18 protein-coding genes are annotated in these 16852 nt (G+C 69.2%); 9 read left to right on the forward strand and 9 right to left on the reverse strand.

Features of this window, described 5'->3' with window-relative positions; all coding sequences use genetic code 11:
• Nucleotides 1-33 precede the first annotated feature (33 nt).
• Complete coding sequence (locus tag FB475_RS05265) at nt 34-882, forward strand: phosphotransferase (protein WP_185759082.1); 849 nt, start codon at nt 34-36, stop codon at nt 880-882.
• Here FB475_RS05265 and FB475_RS05270 read toward each other — a convergent pair.
• The 3 genes from FB475_RS05270 to FB475_RS05280 are packed head-to-tail and all read right to left on the reverse strand — an operon-like array spanning nt 872 to nt 3947.
• Nucleotides 872-1777 carry a carbohydrate ABC transporter permease gene (locus FB475_RS05270; RefSeq protein WP_141853059.1) on the reverse strand — a complete coding sequence of 302 codons (906 nt, stop codon included), beginning with the start codon at nt 1775-1777 and terminating at the stop codon, nt 872-874. The two genes, FB475_RS05265 and FB475_RS05270, sit on opposite strands and share 11 nt — an antisense overlap.
• Nucleotides 1774-2652, reverse strand: a complete 879-nt coding sequence (locus FB475_RS05275; RefSeq protein ID WP_141853061.1) for a carbohydrate ABC transporter permease — start codon at nt 2650-2652, stop codon at nt 1774-1776. The genes FB475_RS05270 and FB475_RS05275 overlap by 4 nt, the downstream gene beginning before the upstream one ends.
• Nucleotides 2652-3947 carry an ABC transporter substrate-binding protein gene (locus FB475_RS05280; RefSeq protein WP_141853063.1) on the reverse strand — a complete coding sequence of 432 codons (1296 nt, stop codon included), beginning with the start codon at nt 3945-3947 and terminating at the stop codon, nt 2652-2654. The genes FB475_RS05275 and FB475_RS05280 overlap by 1 nt, the downstream gene beginning before the upstream one ends.
• A gap of 84 nt (nt 3948-4031) precedes the next feature.
• Between FB475_RS05280 and FB475_RS05285 the strand changes: the two genes are divergently transcribed.
• Nucleotides 4032-5048 (forward strand): LacI family DNA-binding transcriptional regulator, encoded by a 1017-nt coding sequence (locus FB475_RS05285; protein ID WP_141853065.1) that lies wholly within the window; start codon nt 4032-4034, stop codon nt 5046-5048.
• A 40-nt stretch (nt 5049-5088) separates the two neighbouring features.
• Nucleotides 5089-6252: a glycoside hydrolase 5 family protein gene (locus FB475_RS05290; protein WP_141853067.1), complete on the forward strand. Its 1164-nt coding sequence runs from the start codon at nt 5089-5091 to the stop codon at nt 6250-6252.
• Here FB475_RS05290 and FB475_RS05295 read toward each other — a convergent pair.
• Complete coding sequence (locus FB475_RS05295; protein WP_141853069.1) at nt 6249-6965, reverse strand: TetR/AcrR family transcriptional regulator; 717 nt, start codon at nt 6963-6965, stop codon at nt 6249-6251. The genes FB475_RS05290 and FB475_RS05295 overlap by 4 nt on opposite strands.
• 142 nt (nt 6966-7107) lie before the next feature.
• Between FB475_RS05295 and FB475_RS05300 the strand changes: the two genes are divergently transcribed.
• From FB475_RS05300 to FB475_RS05310, 3 genes are read left to right on the forward strand one after another with little or no spacing between them, the layout of a single operon-like run.
• Entirely contained in the window at nt 7108-7533 is a 426-nt protein-coding gene (locus FB475_RS05300; RefSeq protein ID WP_141853071.1) for a DUF1707 SHOCT-like domain-containing protein, read from the forward strand.
• Nucleotides 7530-8282 carry an ABC transporter ATP-binding protein gene (locus FB475_RS05305; RefSeq protein ID WP_141853073.1) on the forward strand — a complete coding sequence of 251 codons (753 nt, stop codon included), beginning with the start codon at nt 7530-7532 and terminating at the stop codon, nt 8280-8282. Before FB475_RS05300 ends, FB475_RS05305 begins: the two co-directional genes overlap by 4 nt.
• A gap of 53 nt (nt 8283-8335) precedes the next feature.
• Nucleotides 8336-10801: an ABC transporter permease gene (locus FB475_RS05310; RefSeq protein ID WP_141853075.1), complete on the forward strand. Its 2466-nt coding sequence runs from the start codon at nt 8336-8338 to the stop codon at nt 10799-10801.
• A gap of 52 nt (nt 10802-10853) precedes the next feature.
• Here the strand turns inward: FB475_RS05310 and FB475_RS05315 are convergent, their stop codons facing one another.
• Nucleotides 10854-11345: an SseB family protein gene (locus FB475_RS05315; protein WP_141853077.1), complete on the reverse strand. Its 492-nt coding sequence runs from the start codon at nt 11343-11345 to the stop codon at nt 10854-10856.
• Between the two features lie 87 nt (nt 11346-11432).
• Between FB475_RS05315 and FB475_RS05320 the strand changes: the two genes are divergently transcribed.
• Nucleotides 11433-11936, forward strand: coding sequence for a hypothetical protein (locus tag FB475_RS05320; protein ID WP_141853079.1), 504 nt, complete (start codon nt 11433-11435; stop codon nt 11934-11936).
• Nucleotides 11923-12582: a uridine kinase family protein gene (locus FB475_RS05325; RefSeq protein ID WP_141853082.1), complete on the forward strand. Its 660-nt coding sequence runs from the start codon at nt 11923-11925 to the stop codon at nt 12580-12582. The genes FB475_RS05320 and FB475_RS05325 overlap by 14 nt, the downstream gene beginning before the upstream one ends.
• Here the strand turns inward: FB475_RS05325 and FB475_RS05330 are convergent.
• Both FB475_RS05330 and FB475_RS05335 read right to left on the reverse strand, forming a co-directional pair.
• Nucleotides 12561-14234 carry a DUF6596 domain-containing protein gene (locus tag FB475_RS05330; RefSeq protein WP_141853084.1) on the reverse strand — a complete coding sequence of 558 codons (1674 nt, stop codon included), beginning with the start codon at nt 14232-14234 and terminating at the stop codon, nt 12561-12563. The two genes, FB475_RS05325 and FB475_RS05330, sit on opposite strands and share 22 nt — an antisense overlap.
• 1 nt (nt 14235) lies before the next feature.
• Entirely contained in the window at nt 14236-14580 is a 345-nt protein-coding gene (locus tag FB475_RS05335) for a YciI family protein (protein ID WP_141853085.1), read from the reverse strand.
• An 82-nt stretch (nt 14581-14662) separates the two neighbouring features.
• Between FB475_RS05335 and FB475_RS05340 the strand changes: the two genes are divergently transcribed.
• Nucleotides 14663-15544 (forward strand): aldose 1-epimerase family protein, encoded by an 882-nt coding sequence (locus tag FB475_RS05340; protein ID WP_141853087.1) that lies wholly within the window; start codon nt 14663-14665, stop codon nt 15542-15544.
• Here the strand turns inward: FB475_RS05340 and FB475_RS05345 are convergent.
• Nucleotides 15522-15986 (reverse strand): PH domain-containing protein, encoded by a 465-nt coding sequence (locus FB475_RS05345; protein ID WP_141853089.1) that lies wholly within the window; start codon nt 15984-15986, stop codon nt 15522-15524. The two genes, FB475_RS05340 and FB475_RS05345, sit on opposite strands and share 23 nt — an antisense overlap.
• 1 nt (nt 15987) lies before the next feature.
• Nucleotides 15988-16836, reverse strand: a complete 849-nt coding sequence (gene hisG, locus FB475_RS05350; RefSeq protein WP_141853091.1) for an ATP phosphoribosyltransferase — start codon at nt 16834-16836, stop codon at nt 15988-15990.
• Nucleotides 16837-16852 lie beyond the last annotated feature (16 nt).

The following is a 16852-nucleotide window of genomic DNA, read 5'->3' on the forward strand; positions in this document are numbered from 1 at the left end:
ACTTGATTGACCGAGCAGCTAGGGTCGGACGCTGTGCTCGACCTGCCGCCGCCAGTCCCGAAGCTCGACGCCCAGCAGTTGCTGGAGGACGTGAACCGGATCACCGGCGCCGGGCTCCAGTTCGTGGGGCAGCCGGCCGGTGGCGAGGTGGGGGCCGCGTTCGTGCGCTGGCCCGATGGGCGGGACGCGGTGCTGACGCGTGGCGCCGGTGGGTTGAGCGAATTACGGCGTACGGCGGAGGCGCTCGAGGCGGCGCGCGGACAGGGGTTGCCGGTGCCGCAGTACCAACTGCTGGCCGAGGTGCCGGACGGCGTCGGCGTGGTGCAGGAGCGACTGCCCGGCCGAGCGCCGGAACAGGTCGACCGGAAGTTGCTCGAGGCCATGATCGAGCTGGCCGAGCTGTTCGCCGGGATCGCACCTGACCTACCGGTGCCGTCGCTGCATCTGCTGGAGAGCGGCCCGGGCTTTTGCCTGCACGAGTCGCTCGAGCGGTACGACAACCGCACGCGCAAACTGCTCGCCTGGATCCACGAGGTCGGCCGCAGCGCACCGGGCGAGATGACCGGCGACGACCTCGTCCATCCCGACTTCCACACCGGCAACGTCCTCGTCGACGACACCGGCGCGATCGCCGGCATCATCGACTGGGACGGCATCGGCCGCGGCGACCGGCACTTCGGCCTGGTCACGTTGCGCTTCGACGCCCACGTACGGACAACCGACCTCGCCTGGTTCGACGAACTCCTGCACGACCTCCTCGACCCTGCCGTACTACGCCTCTACTGGGCGCACATGGCCTTACGCATGGTCGACTGGTCGATCCGCCATCACACGGCCGCCGACGTCACTCACTGGCTGGAGTTCGCCGCGGCTATCCCTTGACAGCGCCTTCCTCGACGCCCTTGAAGAAGAAGCGTTGCAGGGTGGCGAAGACGATCACGATCGGGATGAACGCGATCATCGTGCCGGCCGCGATCAGCCGTGGGTTGTTGCTGAAGGTGCCGGACAGGTACTGCAGGCCGACCGTCAACGTGTACTTGTTCGGGTCGGTCAGCACGATCAGTGGCCAGAGGAAGTCGTCCCAGGCGCCGATGAAGGCGAAGATCGCGATCACGCTGATCGTCCCGCGCACCGACGGCAGGCCGATGTACACGAACCGCTGCCAGGCGTTCGCGCCGTCCACGATCGCGGCCTGGTCGACCTCCAGCGGCAGGGCACGGAAGGCGTTGTACATCAGCAGTACGTTGAGCGCGCCGATCATGCCGGGCAGCGCGACGCCGAGCAGCGTGTTCGCCAGTCCGAACTCCCGGACCGTGACGTACTGCGAGATGATCGTGACCTCCCCCGGCAGCACCAGCGTCGCGAGGAAGAGGCCGAGGACGATCTTGCGGCCGCGGAACTGCAGCCGGGAGATCGCGAAGCCGGCCAGCGAGGCACCGATGACGTTGCCGCCGACAACCAGTACGGCGACCACGAGCGAGTTCCGCGCATAGTCGAGCACCGGGATGGTGTCGGTGACCTCCTTGTAGTGGCTGAACGTCGGTTGCGCCGGCAGCAGCCGCGGGATCCGGGTGTAGATGTCCTCGCCGGATCCCTTCAGCGATGTCGACAGTTGCCAGAGGAACGGCCCGATCGTGATCAGCAGCACGAACACCAGCAGGATGTACCGCACGACCTTCTCCCGCGGTGACACCGAATTGAACCCGAAGGCTCGGCTGCGCTTCCGGGACGGAACAGCCAGCGGCGCCTCGGTGGGCCGGTCGGTCACAGTCGTCATGCCTCGGCTCCTCGACGGTTGAGACGGGCAAGTACCAGCATCGGTACGACGGTGACGAAGAACAGCACGATCGACAGCGCGGACGCGTACCCGAGGTTGCCCTCGAAGCCCTGGCTGTACTGCTGGATCAGCATCACCACCGAGTTGTCCCGGCCGCCCGGTCCGCCCTTGCCACCGCTCAGAATGAACAGCTCGGAGAACACCCGCAGCGCGGACACCGAGATCAGGATCGAGATCAGGATCATCGTGCCGCGGACGCCGGGGATCGTCACATGGATGAACCGGCGAAGCGGCGAAGCACCGTCGACCGCCGCCGCCTCATGCAGCTCACGCCCGACGTTCCCGAGGGCGGCCAGGTAGATGATCATGTAGTACCCGAGGCCCTTCCAGACGGTCAGGCTGATTGCGCTGAGCAACAACAGCCACTGGTCGGACAGGAAGGGCAGCGGCCCGGAGATCACCCCGAGCTTCTCGGCCAGCCCGTTGACCAGGCCCCGGTCGTCGAGGATCCACTGCCAGATCAGCGCCACCACGACCGCGGACGCCACCACCGGTGTGTAGAACGCCGTCCGGAAGAAGGTGATACCCGGCAACTTCTTCTCGACCAGTACGGCGAGCAGCAGCGGCAGGACCGTGAGGAACGGCAGACAGACCACCATGTAGATGACGCTGTTCAGCAAGGCCCAGCGCAACTGCTCGTCGTGCAGCAGGGTCTCGAAGTTCTTCAGCCCGACGAAGTGGCCGCCGCCGATCGGCCTGGCGTTCGTGAACGACAGGATGACGGTGTTGATCGACGGCCACAGGTTGAACACCAGCAACCACGTGAGTGCCGGTATCACCAGCACCCACGGGGTGAACCACCGGTTGGATCGCATCAGGAGGTCAGCAGCTGGTTGGCCTTCGCCACCGCGGCGTCGAGCGCCGCCTGCGACGAGATCTTGCCGGAGATCGCCAGCGAGATCTGCTGACCGATGAAGTCATTGGTCGCACCACTGATCACCGGCGGCTGCAGGTTCTTCGCCTTCGCCAGCGACTGGAACGCCAGGACCTTGGCGTCGCTCTCCGGCGTGCCGTCGGACTTGGAGAAGTACGGGTCCTGGGCGGAGGCCTTGGTGGAGGGGAAGATGTTCACGATCTTCGCGAACGCGGCCTGGTTCTCGGCGTTGGTGACGAACCGGGCGAGTGCGATCGCGGCCGCCTGGTTCTTGGTCTTGGCCGAGACCGACAGGCCCTGCACGTACAGCGGCGGGGTGTCCAGCGCCGGCGACGGGACGACCTTGCCCTTCAGCGACGGGTTGTCCTTGACGAAGTCCTGGATCGCGTTGCCACCGCCGGTGGTCCAGGCGACCTTGCCCTGGGTGAACAGCTTCGAGTTGCCCAGGTACTCGTTGGTCAGGATGTCGCGCGGCATGTACCCGGCCTTGTAGGCGTCGCGGTACTTGTCCAGCAGCGCGGCCGCCGCAGGAGTGTTGAAGACGAACTTCTTGCCGTCGTCGGAGATGATCTTGACCCCGGCGTTGGTGAAGTCGCCGATCCCAGGCAGCCGGCTCATCAGGTATTCCTTGCCGCCGGTCTTGTCGTGCATCACCTTGGCGGCGGCGAGCAGTTCGTCGAAGGTCTTCGGCGGGTTCTTCACGTCCAGGCCGGCCGCGGCGAACTTGGTCGCGTTCCAGTAGTCGATGTCGGTGTTCAGGTACCACGGGTAGCCGAAGGTGCCGCTCATCCCCTGGTACTGGTACGCCTGCACGCCACCCGCGACGTACTCGTCGTTCAGCTTCGGGTCCGCGGCGGCGACGTCGAGCAGCATGTTCTGCTTGGCCAGGCTGAGCGCGAAGTCCGGCGGCAGGTTGGTCACGTCCGGCAGCTGGCCGGCCGACGCCTGGCTCAGCACCTTCTTGTCGTAGCCGTCGCCGGGCTGGTCCAGCCAGGTGACGTGCGTGCCCGGGTACTTCGCCTCGAACGCCTTGATCACGCCTTCGACGTACGAGGTGAACTTGGGCTTCAGCGCCCAGGTCTGGAAGCTGACCTCACCGGTCACCTGGGCGTTCGCGTCCACGGTCGGCTTGGCCCCGCTGCTGCCGCCGGAGTCCTCGGAACCGAGGCCGCAGCCGGCGAGGGTAAGGGCGGCGGCGACAAGACTTGCCATCAGCGCCGGACGGCGTCTACGCATGGGATCTCCTGGATTTGATAAACCGGTATAGCTCCCGAACTATCCACATCGTAGAATCCGCTGTCAAGGGCAGGAGGTATCACGATGGCGAGACCCACGATCGCGGACATCGCGACCAGGGCCGGGGTGTCGAAGGGTGCGGTGTCGTTCGCGCTGAACGGGCGGCCGGGGGTGAGCGACGCGACCCGGGAGCGGATCCTGAAGATCGCCGAGCAGATGAGCTGGCGGCCGCACAGCGCGGCCCGGGCGCTCGGCGCGTCCCGGGTGGACTCGGTCGGCATGGTGATCGCCCGGCCGGCCCGGACGCTCGGCGTCGAGCCGTTCTTCGCGCACCTGCTGTCCGGCGTCCAGTCCGGGCTGTCCGCCGAGTCGATCTCGCTGCAACTGCTGATCGTCGAGGACACCGCCGCCGAGATCGAGGTGTACCGGCGCTGGGCGTCGGAGCACCGCGTCGACGGCGTGATCCTCGTCGACCTGACCGTGAAAGACCCGCGCGTCGACGAGCTGAAGGCGCTGGAGCTGCCGGCCGTGGTGATCGGCGGTCGCGGCGGCAAAGGCGCGCTCGCCTCCGTCTGGGCCGACGACCGGGACGCCATGCTGGCGATCGTCGAGTACCTGGCCGCCCTCGGTCACCGCCGGATCGCGCACATCGCCGGTACGCCGAACTTCCAGCACACGCAGCGCCGGATCCGCGCGGTCCGGGACGCCGCGCCCCGGCTCGGGCTGGTCGACGCGCCGTCGCTGACCACGGACTTCAGCGACGCCGAGGGCGCCGCGATCACCCGCAAGCTGCTCTCCCAGCCGAAGCGCCCGACCGCGATCGTCTACGACAGCGACGTGATGGCCGTCGCCGGGCTCGGGGTCGCGATGGAGATGGGCGTCGCGGTGCCGGGCGAGCTGTCGATCGTCGCGTTCGACGACTCGATCCTGACCCAGCTGATGCACCCGGCGCTGACCGCGCTGTCCCGGGACACCTTCGACTTCGGCCGCCAGGCCGCCGAGGTGCTGCTCGACACGATCGCCGACCCGAGCACGGTGATCAACCGCCGGACCGCCGACCCGGTGCTGACCGTCCGCGAGTCGACCGCGCCACCAGGGTAATGTTTGCACTACCGGCCTAAACCGATTTAGCATCCTCGCCATGGCTGCGCAGACCACCACACCGCGATTCGGTGCGAACTACGTTCCCTCGGCGGGGTGGTTCTACAGCTGGCTCGACTACGACGGCGACGCGGTGCGGCGGGACTTCGCGGACCTGGCCGGGATGGGTCTGGACCACGTCCGGGTGTTCCCGGTGTGGCCGTGGATCCAGCCGAACCGGGCGATCATCCGCGAGCGCGCGATCGCCGACCTGCTGGACACGATCGACGCCGCCGCGGAGCACGGCCTGACAGTCGCGGTCGACCTGATCCAGGGCCACCTGTCGAGCTTCGACTTCCTGCCGTCGTGGATGCTGACCTGGCACAAGAGCAGCGTGTTCGAGGACCGCACGGTCCGCGACGGGCTCACGGCGTACGTCGACACAGTCGCGCGGGCGGTGGCGACGAAGCCGAACGTCTTCGCGATCACGCTCGGGAACGAGGTCAACAACCTCTGGCCGGACAGCTCGACGACTCCGGAGGCGTCGACGGCCTGGGCCCAGGAACTGCTGGCCACGCTCAAGAAGGCCGCGCCCGAGGTGCTGGCGCTGCACTCGATCTTCGACGACGCCTGGTACGCGTCCGACCATCCGTTCCACCCGGCCGACGCGGTGGATCTCGGCGATCTGACCACCGTCCACTCGTGGGTCTTCAACGGGGTCTCTCGAGTGGACGGCCCGCTCGGCCCGGCGACGCTCACGCACGCCGACTACCTGATCGAGCTGGCGCGATCGCTGGCACCCGAGCGGCCCGTCTGGTTGCAGGAGGTCGGCGTACCGGGGCCGGACATCCCGGTCGAGCTGCAGGCCGAGTTCACCCGGCGGACCGTCTCGAACGTGCTCACGAATCCGGCGTTGTACGGCGTGACATGGTGGTCGTCGCACGACATCGACCGGCGGCTGCTCGACTTCCCGGACCGCGAGTACGATCTCGGCCTGTTCACCGTCGACCACCAGCGCAAGCCGGCCGCGCAGGCGCTGTCGGAGCTGATCGCCGACGTCCGGCTGAACGGCGTACCGCAGAAGACGCCGGTGACCACGCTCACCGCTCCGATCAACCTCCGCACACAGCCGGAGCGGCGCGCGGAAGTTGCCCCCGGCAGCGAATTCCACCTGCAGTGGGTCACCGCCCGCGCGGCCGGCCCGGTCCGGATCGCTTCAGCTTAAGGACGCTTCGCGATCAGGACTTCGATGCCGTCGAGGATGCGGGCCAGGCCGAACTCGAGGTCGTCGTCAAGTTCGTCCTGGTACTCCGCGTTCAGGTAGAGCGAGGCCACCGTCGGGTAGTCGCCCGCCAGCAGCCGCGGTACCAGGAAGCGGCCGACCTGCTCGGCCTGTACCGGTGCGTTGTCGCTGTTGCCGAGTTGCCGCGCGAGACTCGCGTAGTTGCGCGCCCAGCCGTCGAGCAGCACCAGGCAGCCGAGGTTGTCGTGCTGGCTCAGCCCGGTCTGGTCGAGCGCCGCCAGCATCACCTCGACCCAGCGCAGCACGTTCGGCGTGAACGGCGCGCCACGGATCGGTACGTCCAGCAGCCACGGACGTTCGGCGTACTGCTTGACCAGGGCATCGACCCACGCGATCGCGGCCGCCCGCCAGCCGTCCGGCAGCTCCGGCGGCGTGCCGACGGCCTTGTCGTGGACGAGCACGATCAGCTCTTCCTTGGACCGGACGTAGCGGTACATCGCGTTCGTGGTGACGCCGAGCCGGCCGGCGATCCGCTGCAGCGAGATCGCCTCGAACCCGTACCGGTCGCCGAACTCGATGCCGGTGGCCACGATCTGCTCGATCGTCAGAGCCGGCTTCGGCCCGCGCCGCTGCACCGGCTGGACGCCCCAGGACAGCGCGAGACCCGGCGGCAGCTCGTCGGGGTCCTCGGTCATGGTTCCCATCCTGTCGTACGCCGGGCGCCGCCGAACAGGGGTGTTAACACCACCTCGAAACGGGTCTTGCACCCCGCGCCGCCGAAACTGTTCAACCCATACGCTTTTTCACATCGGAACCTACCTGAAAGGACCCACTCCCATGAACAACGTGCTCGAGGGCCTCCTCACTCCCGACCAGGTGCAGCTCACCGACGCCGACCGCCGGGCCGCGATCAGCAAGCTCGACAGCGCGGTACGCCAGGCCGCCCTCACCCCCTCGCAGGCCGCCGACCGGCACGAACAGGTCCTCGCGGCCCGGACCCGCGGCGAGCTCCGGAACATCCTGTCCACGGTGGTGAACGCAGCCCCGCCGCGCGGGCTGACAGTGGCGCTCCAGGCGGTCAGTGGTGCTTGGCTCGTCGCCTGCGTGGTCCAGTTCGTGGTCTGGCTGGCGCTGGCAGTCTTCGGCCACTTCGACGGGCCGTGGTGGCTGTGGTCCGATCTCGGCCTCGGTGCGATCGTTGCGATGCTGTGGTGGACGAACGAGTCCTATCACCGCAAGAACGACGTCCTGGTCGCCGCATGAACGCGCCGGTGCAACTCACCGACGTACGGAAGGTCTACGGCAACGGTCCCGGAGCAGTCGACGCACTGGCCGGGGTGACCTACGGCTTCGCGGCCGGCACCTTCACCGCGGTGATGGGACCATCCGGATCAGGCAAGAGCACGCTGTTGCACTGTGCGGCCGGGCTCGATACACCGACGGCCGGCTCGGTGCAGTTGGCCGGACAGTCGTTGCAGGGGCTCGACGAGACCGCGCTGACTCGGCTGCGGCGGGAGCATGTCGCGTTCGTGTTCCAGTCGTTCAACCTGATGCCGGCGCTGACCGTGTGGCAGAACGTCGTACTCGCGATGACGCTGGCCGGGAAGCAGCCCGACGACGCCTGGGTGAGCGAGGTGATCCGGCGGGTCGGGCTCGGCGATCGGATCCGGCACCGGCCGGGTGAACTGTCCGGCGGGCAGCAGCAACGGGTGGCGATCGCCCGGGCGCTGGCCGGCCGCACCGCGATCACCTTCGCCGACGAGCCGACCGGCGCGCTCGACACGACCACCGCCCTGGAGGTCCTGACCCTCCTCCGCGACCAGTCCCGGCAACTCGGCCAGACCATCGTCATGGTCACCCACGACCCGGTCGCCGCGTCGTACGCCGACCGCGTCGTGTTCCTGGTCGACGGCCAGATCGTCTCCGAATCCTCCAGCCCGACGCCGGAAACAGTCGCCGCCGAGCTGGCCCGCCTCAGCACCACCCGCCGCGCCCGTACGACCGCCGGCTGACGTCCGCGCTCCCAGCTACCCGGCCTCGTCCTACCTTCTCCGAGGGAGATCCCATGTTCCGCCTCGCCGTCACCACCCTGCGGTACCGGACCGCCGCCTTCTTCGCGATCTTCGTCGCGGTGCTGCTCGGCGGGGCCCTGCTCAGCGCCGCCGGAGGTCTGCTCGAAACCGGCCTCCGCCTGAACGCCCCGCCGCAGCGCCTCGCCGCCGCCCCGATCGTCGTCACCGGCGACCCTGCGTACCACCCACCGAACGGCAGCGGCTCGGCCGCGTTCCCGGAACGCCACCGGGTGGAGGCCGCCCTCGTCACCGAACTCGCGCACACTCCAGGCGTGGGAAAAGCAGTCGCCGACAGGTCGTTCCCAGCAGTCCTCAGCACCTCGCAGGCCGGTGAGCTTGCTGGGCATGCGTGGACATCGGCTGGGTTGACGCCGTACCGGCTGGTCGCCGGCCAGGCGCCGCGGGGTGGGCAGGTGGTGGTGGACGAGCGGTTGGCCGGAGCAACCAGGCCCGGTCAGCGGGTGACGATCGTTGTCGGCGGTGAGCCGCGGGAGTTCGTGGTGGCCGGCGTTGCGGTTGCCCAACATCAGGTTGACGTGCCGGCCGTGTTCTTCGCGGATGCGGACGTGCCGGCCGGGGTGGACGCGATCGGTGTGTTCCCGGCCGGTGGTACGTCGGCGCGCGACCTCGCGAAGCGTCTCGAGTTGCCGGCCGGCGTGAAGGCGTACACAGGCGACGACCGCGGTGTCGCCGAGTTCGACGGGATTGCGACCAGCCTCCCGCTGATCATCATGGCGGGTGTGTTCGGCGGGATGGTCGCTGTGGTTATGGCGCTCGTCGTCTCGGCGACGATCGGCCTCTCGGTCCGCCAGCGCCGCCGCGAGCTCGCCCTGCTCCGCGCCAGCGGCGCCACCCCGCGTCAGGTCGCCAGGATGGTGATCGCCGAGACCATGGTGGTCGGCGTCCTCGGCCTCGTTCTCGGCCTGCTCTGCGGGCGGATCGCCGGCAGCTGGATCTTCGGGATGCTGGCCGACGGCGGCGTCGTCCCGCCGCAGCTGCGCTTCGACCAGGGCCCGCTTCCTTTCGCCGGCGCCGCCGTGCTCACGTTCGCCGTTCTACGCATCACCGTCGGGTTCGCCGCTGCCCGCGCATCCCGCATCCGCCCGATCCAAGCGCTCGCCGAAGCCGCCGTACCGAACGTCGCACTGAGCCGGGTCCGGATTCTCATCGGCCTGGTGTTCGCCGGCGCGACCGTGGCGATCGCGCTCTCCACTCCGTTCATGGGTCCGGCCAACGCTGCGGCGATCGGTGGACCGGCGGCGCTGACCGGCTCGATCGCGGTCGCCGTACTCGCGCCGCTCGTCATTCGGCGCGCATTGCTCCCCCGCATCACCAGGGTGGTCGAAAAACGCGGTACCGGCGGCGTCCTGGCCGTGATCAACCTGCGCGTCCGCGCGGTGCAGTTCGGCGCGGTCCTGGTCCCGATCACGATCGCCACGGCGATTGCCATCGGCAACATCTACTCGCAGAGCACCCAGCAGAAGGCGGCCGAGGACGCGTTCACGAACATCCTGTCCGGCGACGTCGTGATCACATCCACCGCGGGCGGCGTCCCGGCGTCGCTCACCGAGGCGGCCCGCTCCTTCGCCGGCGTCACCGCCGTGTCCGAGCTGGTCCGGAGCAAGGGCTGGATCGAGGAGCCGTACGACACGTCGCACACCAGCGACGCGTGGCCGCTGCTCGGTCTGAGCGGCCCGGTCTACAAGGGCAAGGTGACGAAGGGCTCGCTCGGCCGCCTGACCGGCGACACGATCGCGATCCCGCCCGGTATGGCGAAGAAGCTGAAGGTCGACGTCGGTTCGGAGCTGGGCGTACGACTCGGCGACGGCGCGCTGGTCAGGCTCAAGGTGGTCGCACTGGCCGAAGGGCCGTCCGGCTACGAATCCCTGCTGCTCCCCGCGCGGCTGCTGGCCGCCCACACCACGTCCGGCCTCCCCAGCCAACTGCTGCTGACGACGGACAAGAGCAGGGCCGCGCTCAGGACCGACCTGTCCAAGTGGCCCGGTACGTCGATCAGCGGCCGGAGCGTGCTCGCCGACGGACTGGACACTGGGCTCGGCGTGGACGCGTGGATCGGCTACCTGCTCGCGGCGATCGCGGTGGCGTACACGGCGATCGCCTCGATCAACACGATCGCGGTCGCGGTCCTGGACCGGCGGCGCGAGTTCGGGCTGCAGCGGCTGACCGGGTCGACCCGGCGCGAGGTGTCCCGGATGCTCGGCCTGGAGGGGCTGCTGATCGCGGCGCTCGGGCTGCTCGCCGGGCTGGTCACGGCCGCGTTCACGGTGGTCCCGATCGCCGGCGCGACCCGCGGGTGGCCGATCCCGTCCGGTCCGGCGTGGATCCTGCCGGCCTGGGTGGCCGTGGTCCTGCTGCTGGTCCTGCCGACGACCGCGATCACCGGCCGGATCGCGATGCGCGCCAAGCCGATGGACGCGCTGAGCTCACCGGTCGGCTGAGGTTTCCGGAAAGAAATCGTCGCCTGGCGCGAAATTCTTTCCGGAAAGCGGGTCAGTCCGCCGGTTCGATCCAGGCGTAGCCGCCGTCTTCCAGGCGTACGACCTGGAGGCCGGCGGCCAAGCGCCGTACGTCGTCGGTCTCGATCACGCCGGTCGCCGGGCCGGCGATGTCCAGCACGATCGCGGCCGCGCCTTCCTGGACCGCCGCGGTCGCGACCAGCTGCGTGCGCTGCGGCATCGGGCGGGCCGCCGGATCCCAGCGGGCCAGGCTCTCGCTGCCGGTGAACGCGAGCAGCGCGTTCCGGCCGTCCTGGCCCTTGAGCAGGACCACCGCCATGTCCGACGTCTTGTCGTGCGCGAGCCCGTTCTCGTCGTACTCGACGTCGCCGAGCATCGCGACCACCGGGACGAGCAGCCGGGCCCGGGTGAGCGCCGCGAGTACCGCGCCGTCGTCGCCCGCGGCCAGTGCCGCGGCGAGCGCCGGATCGGCCGAGCCGTCGTCGTTGCCGAACCCGGTGAAAGCCAAACGCCGCTCTGGTTGCACGAACGTATTCTCCCCGACAGCTGTTTCAGGGGTACGTCAGGGCTGTTCCCCCCTTGGTTCGCGGGCCATCTGTGCGAGCCTGGACATGTGCCTACTTACGACGCTTCGACGCTCCTGCCGCTCTGCGCAGGCTTGACGCTGCTCGGACTGATCGGCTCGTGGTTCGCGTGGCGACGCCGCGGGCTCGCGGCCGGGACGCGCGGGGTAGCCTGGTCGCTGCTGCCGGTGTCGCTGTACATGACCGGCCTGCTCAAGGTGCTGTGGGAGGTCGTGCGCTCGGTGGTGAGCTGGGCCGCTCACCTGATCTTCTCGCCGACCGTCTGGGCCGGCGTCGCGCTGTTCGGTGTCTCTGTGGTGCTGTACGTCGTGTCCGGCGTCGCCCGCGGCCGGAGCCCGAAGGAGAAGGCCCAGAAGGAGAAGGCACAGAAGAAGCCCGCCTCGCCCGCGGGTCAGCTGACGACCACAGGCCCCGCGCCGGCGTCAGCCACGACCGCCAAAGCTGCCAAGCCGTCAAAGGGGAAGGCGAAGCAGCAGGAATCGTCGGAGTTCGACGAGATCGAGGACATCCTGAAGCGCCATGGAATCAACTGAGAAGGCCTCGCCGCTGACCATCGACTCGCTGCTGGACAACGTTCAGGCCGGCCCCCCGCGCCTGGGCCGGACCAGACTGATCGGCATCGACGGACCGGCCGGCTCCGGGAAGACGACGCTGGCCGCCCGCCTCGAAGCCCGCGCGAAACTGCGCGACCTCAACACGTACGTCATCCACATGGACGACCTGTACGACGGCTGGACCGGAGCCGAGCGCGGCTTCGCCCTGCTCCGCGACCACGTCCTGCAGCGACTGGCGGACGGCCGCGAGGGCCGCTACCGCCGCTACGACTGGTACCAGGGCGCGTACGCCGAGCTGCACGTCGTACCGAACACCGTCGACCTGCTGATCGTCGAGGGCGTCACCGCCTGCGACCGGGACGCGGCGCACTGGCAGTCGCTGCGGTTGTGGGTCGAGACGTCCAACCAGGTCCGCCTGGACCGCGGGATCGAGCGGGACGGCGAGGCGCTCCGCGACCACTGGCTCGAGTGGATGCGCTGGGAGCGCGACCACTTCGCCGAGCAGGGCACCCGGTCCCGCGCCCACGTGATCGTCGACGGCGACCCGTCGACGCCGTACGACTCCTCGCTGGAACTGGTCGCGACCTCGGTCGCGTTACCGCCTCACGACTCCGCGGCGTCCTGAAGCCCGTCCCACGACCACCGGGTCACGGCCTGATCGTCGTCGATGTCCTCGGTGCGATGCCGGTACATCGTGTTGAAGGTGGCCCAGGCGAAGTAGTCGTGCAGGACCTGCCGTAGCCGCGAGTCGGTGAGGTCCGCGTCGGTCATCGCCTGGTCGAAGCACGCGATCGCGAGCCGGTTCATCTCGTCGTGCTCGCCGTTCCCGGCGTGCCGGCGCTGCACCTCGGCCTCGGTGCCGTACGTCGTCGTGTACGCCGGCGGGCCGCCGAGCGCTTCACCCCAGTACGTCGCCAGCCGCTCGACGTGATCGGGCTTCGCCCCGCCGTGGAACGCGTGGCTGACCACCTCGTCGGCCATCACCCGCTCGTGCCACGCGGCCGCGAGCCGCTGCATGCCTTCCGCCCCACCCGCCGCTTCGTAAACGGTCTCCATGCGGGCAGTCTGCACCACGGCGGCGAGCTGGTCACGGGCCTGCGCACGTTCCGGTTCGGAGCCGGCCTTCGCGATCGCCTGCTCGTACGCGGTGATTGCCTCAGGCAAACGCCCGAGGCGGCGGAGGAGATCGGCACGAGCCAGCGCGTACGGATAGTAGTCCTGCAGGCGCGGGTCGCTCTTCAGGTCGTCGATGAGCGCCAGCCCTTCGGCGGGGCCGTCGCGGAAGGCAATCGCCGCGGCCCGGTTCAGCGCGATCACCGGCGACGGTTCGAGCCGCAGGAGTACGTCGTACAGCTGGACGATCTGCGGCCAGTCGGTGCTCGCGAAGTCGGGGGCCTCGTCGTGGACGGCGTTGATCGCGGCCTGGACCGCGTAGGGGCCGGCGTCGGCGAGGGCCGTGACCACGAGGTCGCGTCCTTCGGCGATCATCTCGTGGTCCCAGCGCGAGCGGTCCTGATCCTCGAGCAGGACCGGTTTGCCGTCCGGATCGCTGCGCGCGTCGCGGCGGGCGTGGACGAGGAGCATGAGCGCGAGCAGGCCCGTGACCTCGCGTGCGTCCGCGAGCAGGCGGTGCAGGATCCGGGCCAGGCGGATCGCTTCCTCCGCGAGGTCCAGGCGTTGCAGGTACGGCCCGGAGCTGGCGGCGTACCCCTCGGTGAAGACCGAGTAGATCACCTGCAGTACGCCGGGCAGCCGCTCGGGCAGCTCGTCCGGACCGGGCACGCGGAACGGGATCCGTGCCTCGCGGATCTTCTTCTTCGCGCGGACGATCCGTTTCGCCATCGTCGCGGTCGGGACCAGGAACGCGCGGGCGACCTCCGGTGTGGTCAGCCCGGCGAGGCAGCGCAGCGTCAGCGCGCCGCGGTCCTCAGGTGCCAGCGCGGGATGGGCGCAGGTGAAGAACAGCTGGAGCCGTTCGTCGGGGAGCTCGTCGCCGGCGGCTTGCGGCGCGGAGCGATCCGCCTCGACCTGGAGGACCGCGAGCTTCGCGGCGTACACCTGGTCACGCCGGAGCCGGTCGACCGCCTTGCGCCGGGCCGTGGTCATCAGCCAGCCGCCCGGGTTCGGCGGTACGCCGTCGACCGGCCAGCGGGTCAGCGCCGCCTCGATCGCCTCCGACGTGACCTCCTCGGCCAGGTCGAGATCGCCGAACCGCCGGGCGAGCGCGGCCAGCAACCGGCCGCGCTCCTCCCGGAAGACCTCCTCGACCTGCCGCATCTCAGAAGTCGGCGACCGGCCGGACGTCGACCGATCCGCCGCCCCGCGACCCCGGGCACTTCGCGGCCCAATCGAGCGCGACGTCCAGATCCGGTACGTCGATCACGTAGAACCCGCCGAGCACCTCCCGGGTCTCCGCGAACGGGCCGTCCACCACGGTCCGCTTCCCGTCGTTGGCGACCTGGACGCGGGTCGAGGTGACCAGGTCGGCCAGCGACTCGGACGCGACCACCACGCCGGCGTCCTGGATCTCCTTGTCGAACCGCATCCAGTCCTCCGGCTCACACCCCACCGGCGCGTTGTCCGGGTCGAGCTCACCGGCGTTGATCAGCAGCACGTACTTCACGTCGTACCTCCTCGGCAGCCTGTCTACAGCATCACCACGAACGGGCTCGCCTCCGATGGACATGCTGGGTGAGGATTGGCGCATGAGTGTCTTGCCTTCGGGCGAACAATGGATCCTGCGCGGCGGCGGGTACGAGGCGACCGTGGTGAGCGTCGGCGGTGGGTTGCGCGGGCTCACGTACGACGGGCGGCCGGTTCTGCTCGCCTACGGGGAGGACGAACTGGCGCACGCCGGCATCGGGCAGCACCTGTTCCCGTGGCCGAACCGGATCACCGACGGCGAGTACACGTTCAACGGCGTCACGCAGCACCTGTCGCTGAGCGAGCCGGCCCGGCGGAACGCGATCCACGGCCTGACCCGGTGGGCCAACTGGGAACGCCTCGACGACGGCTCCGACGAGTCGACGGCCACCGTCACCCACCGCCTCCACGGCGAGCCGGGCTACCCCCACCAACTCGACCTCCGGGTCACCTACCACCTGACAGATCAGCTGCAGGTCACGGCAACCGCTACCAACATCGGTCGGACCGCGGCGCCGTACGGCTACGGTGCACATCCGTATCTGACGGTAGGACGACAGCTCGACGAATGCGTACTCGAGTTCGAAGCAGCCGAGCGCCTGGAACTGTCGGACCGGATGGCACCGACGGGTTCGGTTCCAGTAGCAGGGTCGCCGTACGACTTCCGCGGCGGCCGGCTGATCGGCTCAACCGTGATCGACAACGCCTTCACCGGACTCGACGGCGAGTGGTCCGTCACCCTCACCGACCCCGACACCGGAGCTCGCTCCGTGTTGACCAGCAACACCAAATGGATGCAACTGTTCACCGGCGAACCGGTAGGCCGCTCAGCCCTGGCAGTGGAACCGATGACCTGCCCACCGAACGCCTTCAGCACCGGCGACGACCTGATCGTCCTGCAACCGGGCGAGTCCCACACGACTACCTTTCAGGTGTCGGCCTAGCCCCGGCCCCGTGCTCGCGGGCGACCGCCGCCAGCTCCTTGGCAGCGCGCGTCGCCCGCGTACCCTCGGACGCCTGCACCGCGAGGATCCCGATCCGGTTGTCCTCGGCATCGAACAACTGCAGCCACGCGTCACCGGGCCGGAACCGCAGCGCGGTGACCTCGGACCACTTCAACGTGTACGACCGGAACACGTTCCGCACCCGCAGCCGGTCCGGGTACGCGGTCACCCGCAGCGTCGACATCCGGTACAGGATCCACAGCACCGCCCCGAAGAACGCCAGCAATGTGATCCGCTGGAACCAGTCGAAGCTGGCCCGGTCCGACGGCGACAGCCGGAACCAGATCACCCCGAATACCGCGATCAGCGACAGCCCCATGCCGGCGGACATCCCGGTCACGATCCAGGGATGGAAGGTCAGCAACCGGTCCCGGGAGGCCATCTCAAATCCGGCAGGCGTGGATATCGGTGGTGAGGATCGCACGCGCTCCGACCTCCCACAGCTGGTCCATCAGCCGCTGCGCCTCGGCCCGCTGGACCATCACCCGGACGGCGACCCAGCCCTGGCGGTGCAGCGGCGAGATCGTCGGCGACTCCAGCCCCGGCGCGACCGAGGTGGCCGCGTCGACGTCCTCGGCGCGGATGTCGTAGTCCATCATCACGTAGTTGCGCGCGATCAGTACGCCTTCGAGCCGCCGTACCAGCTGCTGCAGACCGTTCGGCGGAGTCTCGACGCCGTGCCGCTTGATCAGGACGGCCTCGGACTGCAGGATCGGGTCGCCGAACACCTCGAGCCCCGCCTGGCGCAGCGTCGTACCGGTCTCGACGACGTCCGCGATCACGTCCGCGACGCCGAGCTGTACGGCGGACTCGACGGCACCGTCCAGCCGTACCACCGAGGCCTCGACACCGTTCTCGGCAAGGTGGTCCTGGAGCACCCCGGCGTACGACGTGGCGATCCGCTTGCCCGACAGGTCCTTGATCGAGTCCGCGACGCCCGGGCGGCCGGCGAACCGGAACGTGGACGACCCGAACCCGAGGCCCATGATCACGTCCGCGTCCGCGTGCGAGTCGAGCACCAGGTCGCGGCCGGAAATCCCGACGTCGAGCGTGCCCTCGCCGACGTACACGGCGATGTCGCGCGGGCGCAGGTAGTAGAACTCGACCTCGTTGGCCGAGTCGGTGAGCGTCAGGTCCTTGGTGCTCCGGCGCTGCTTGTAGCCGGCCTCGGACAACATCTCGGTGGCGGCCTCGCTCAGCGAGCCCTTGTTCGGTACTGCGACGCGCAGCATGGCAACTGCCCTTCCT

It is taken from the genome of Kribbella jejuensis, from assembly GCF_006715085.1.
In the GTDB taxonomy this organism is placed as follows: domain Bacteria; phylum Actinomycetota; class Actinomycetes; order Propionibacteriales; family Kribbellaceae; genus Kribbella; species Kribbella jejuensis.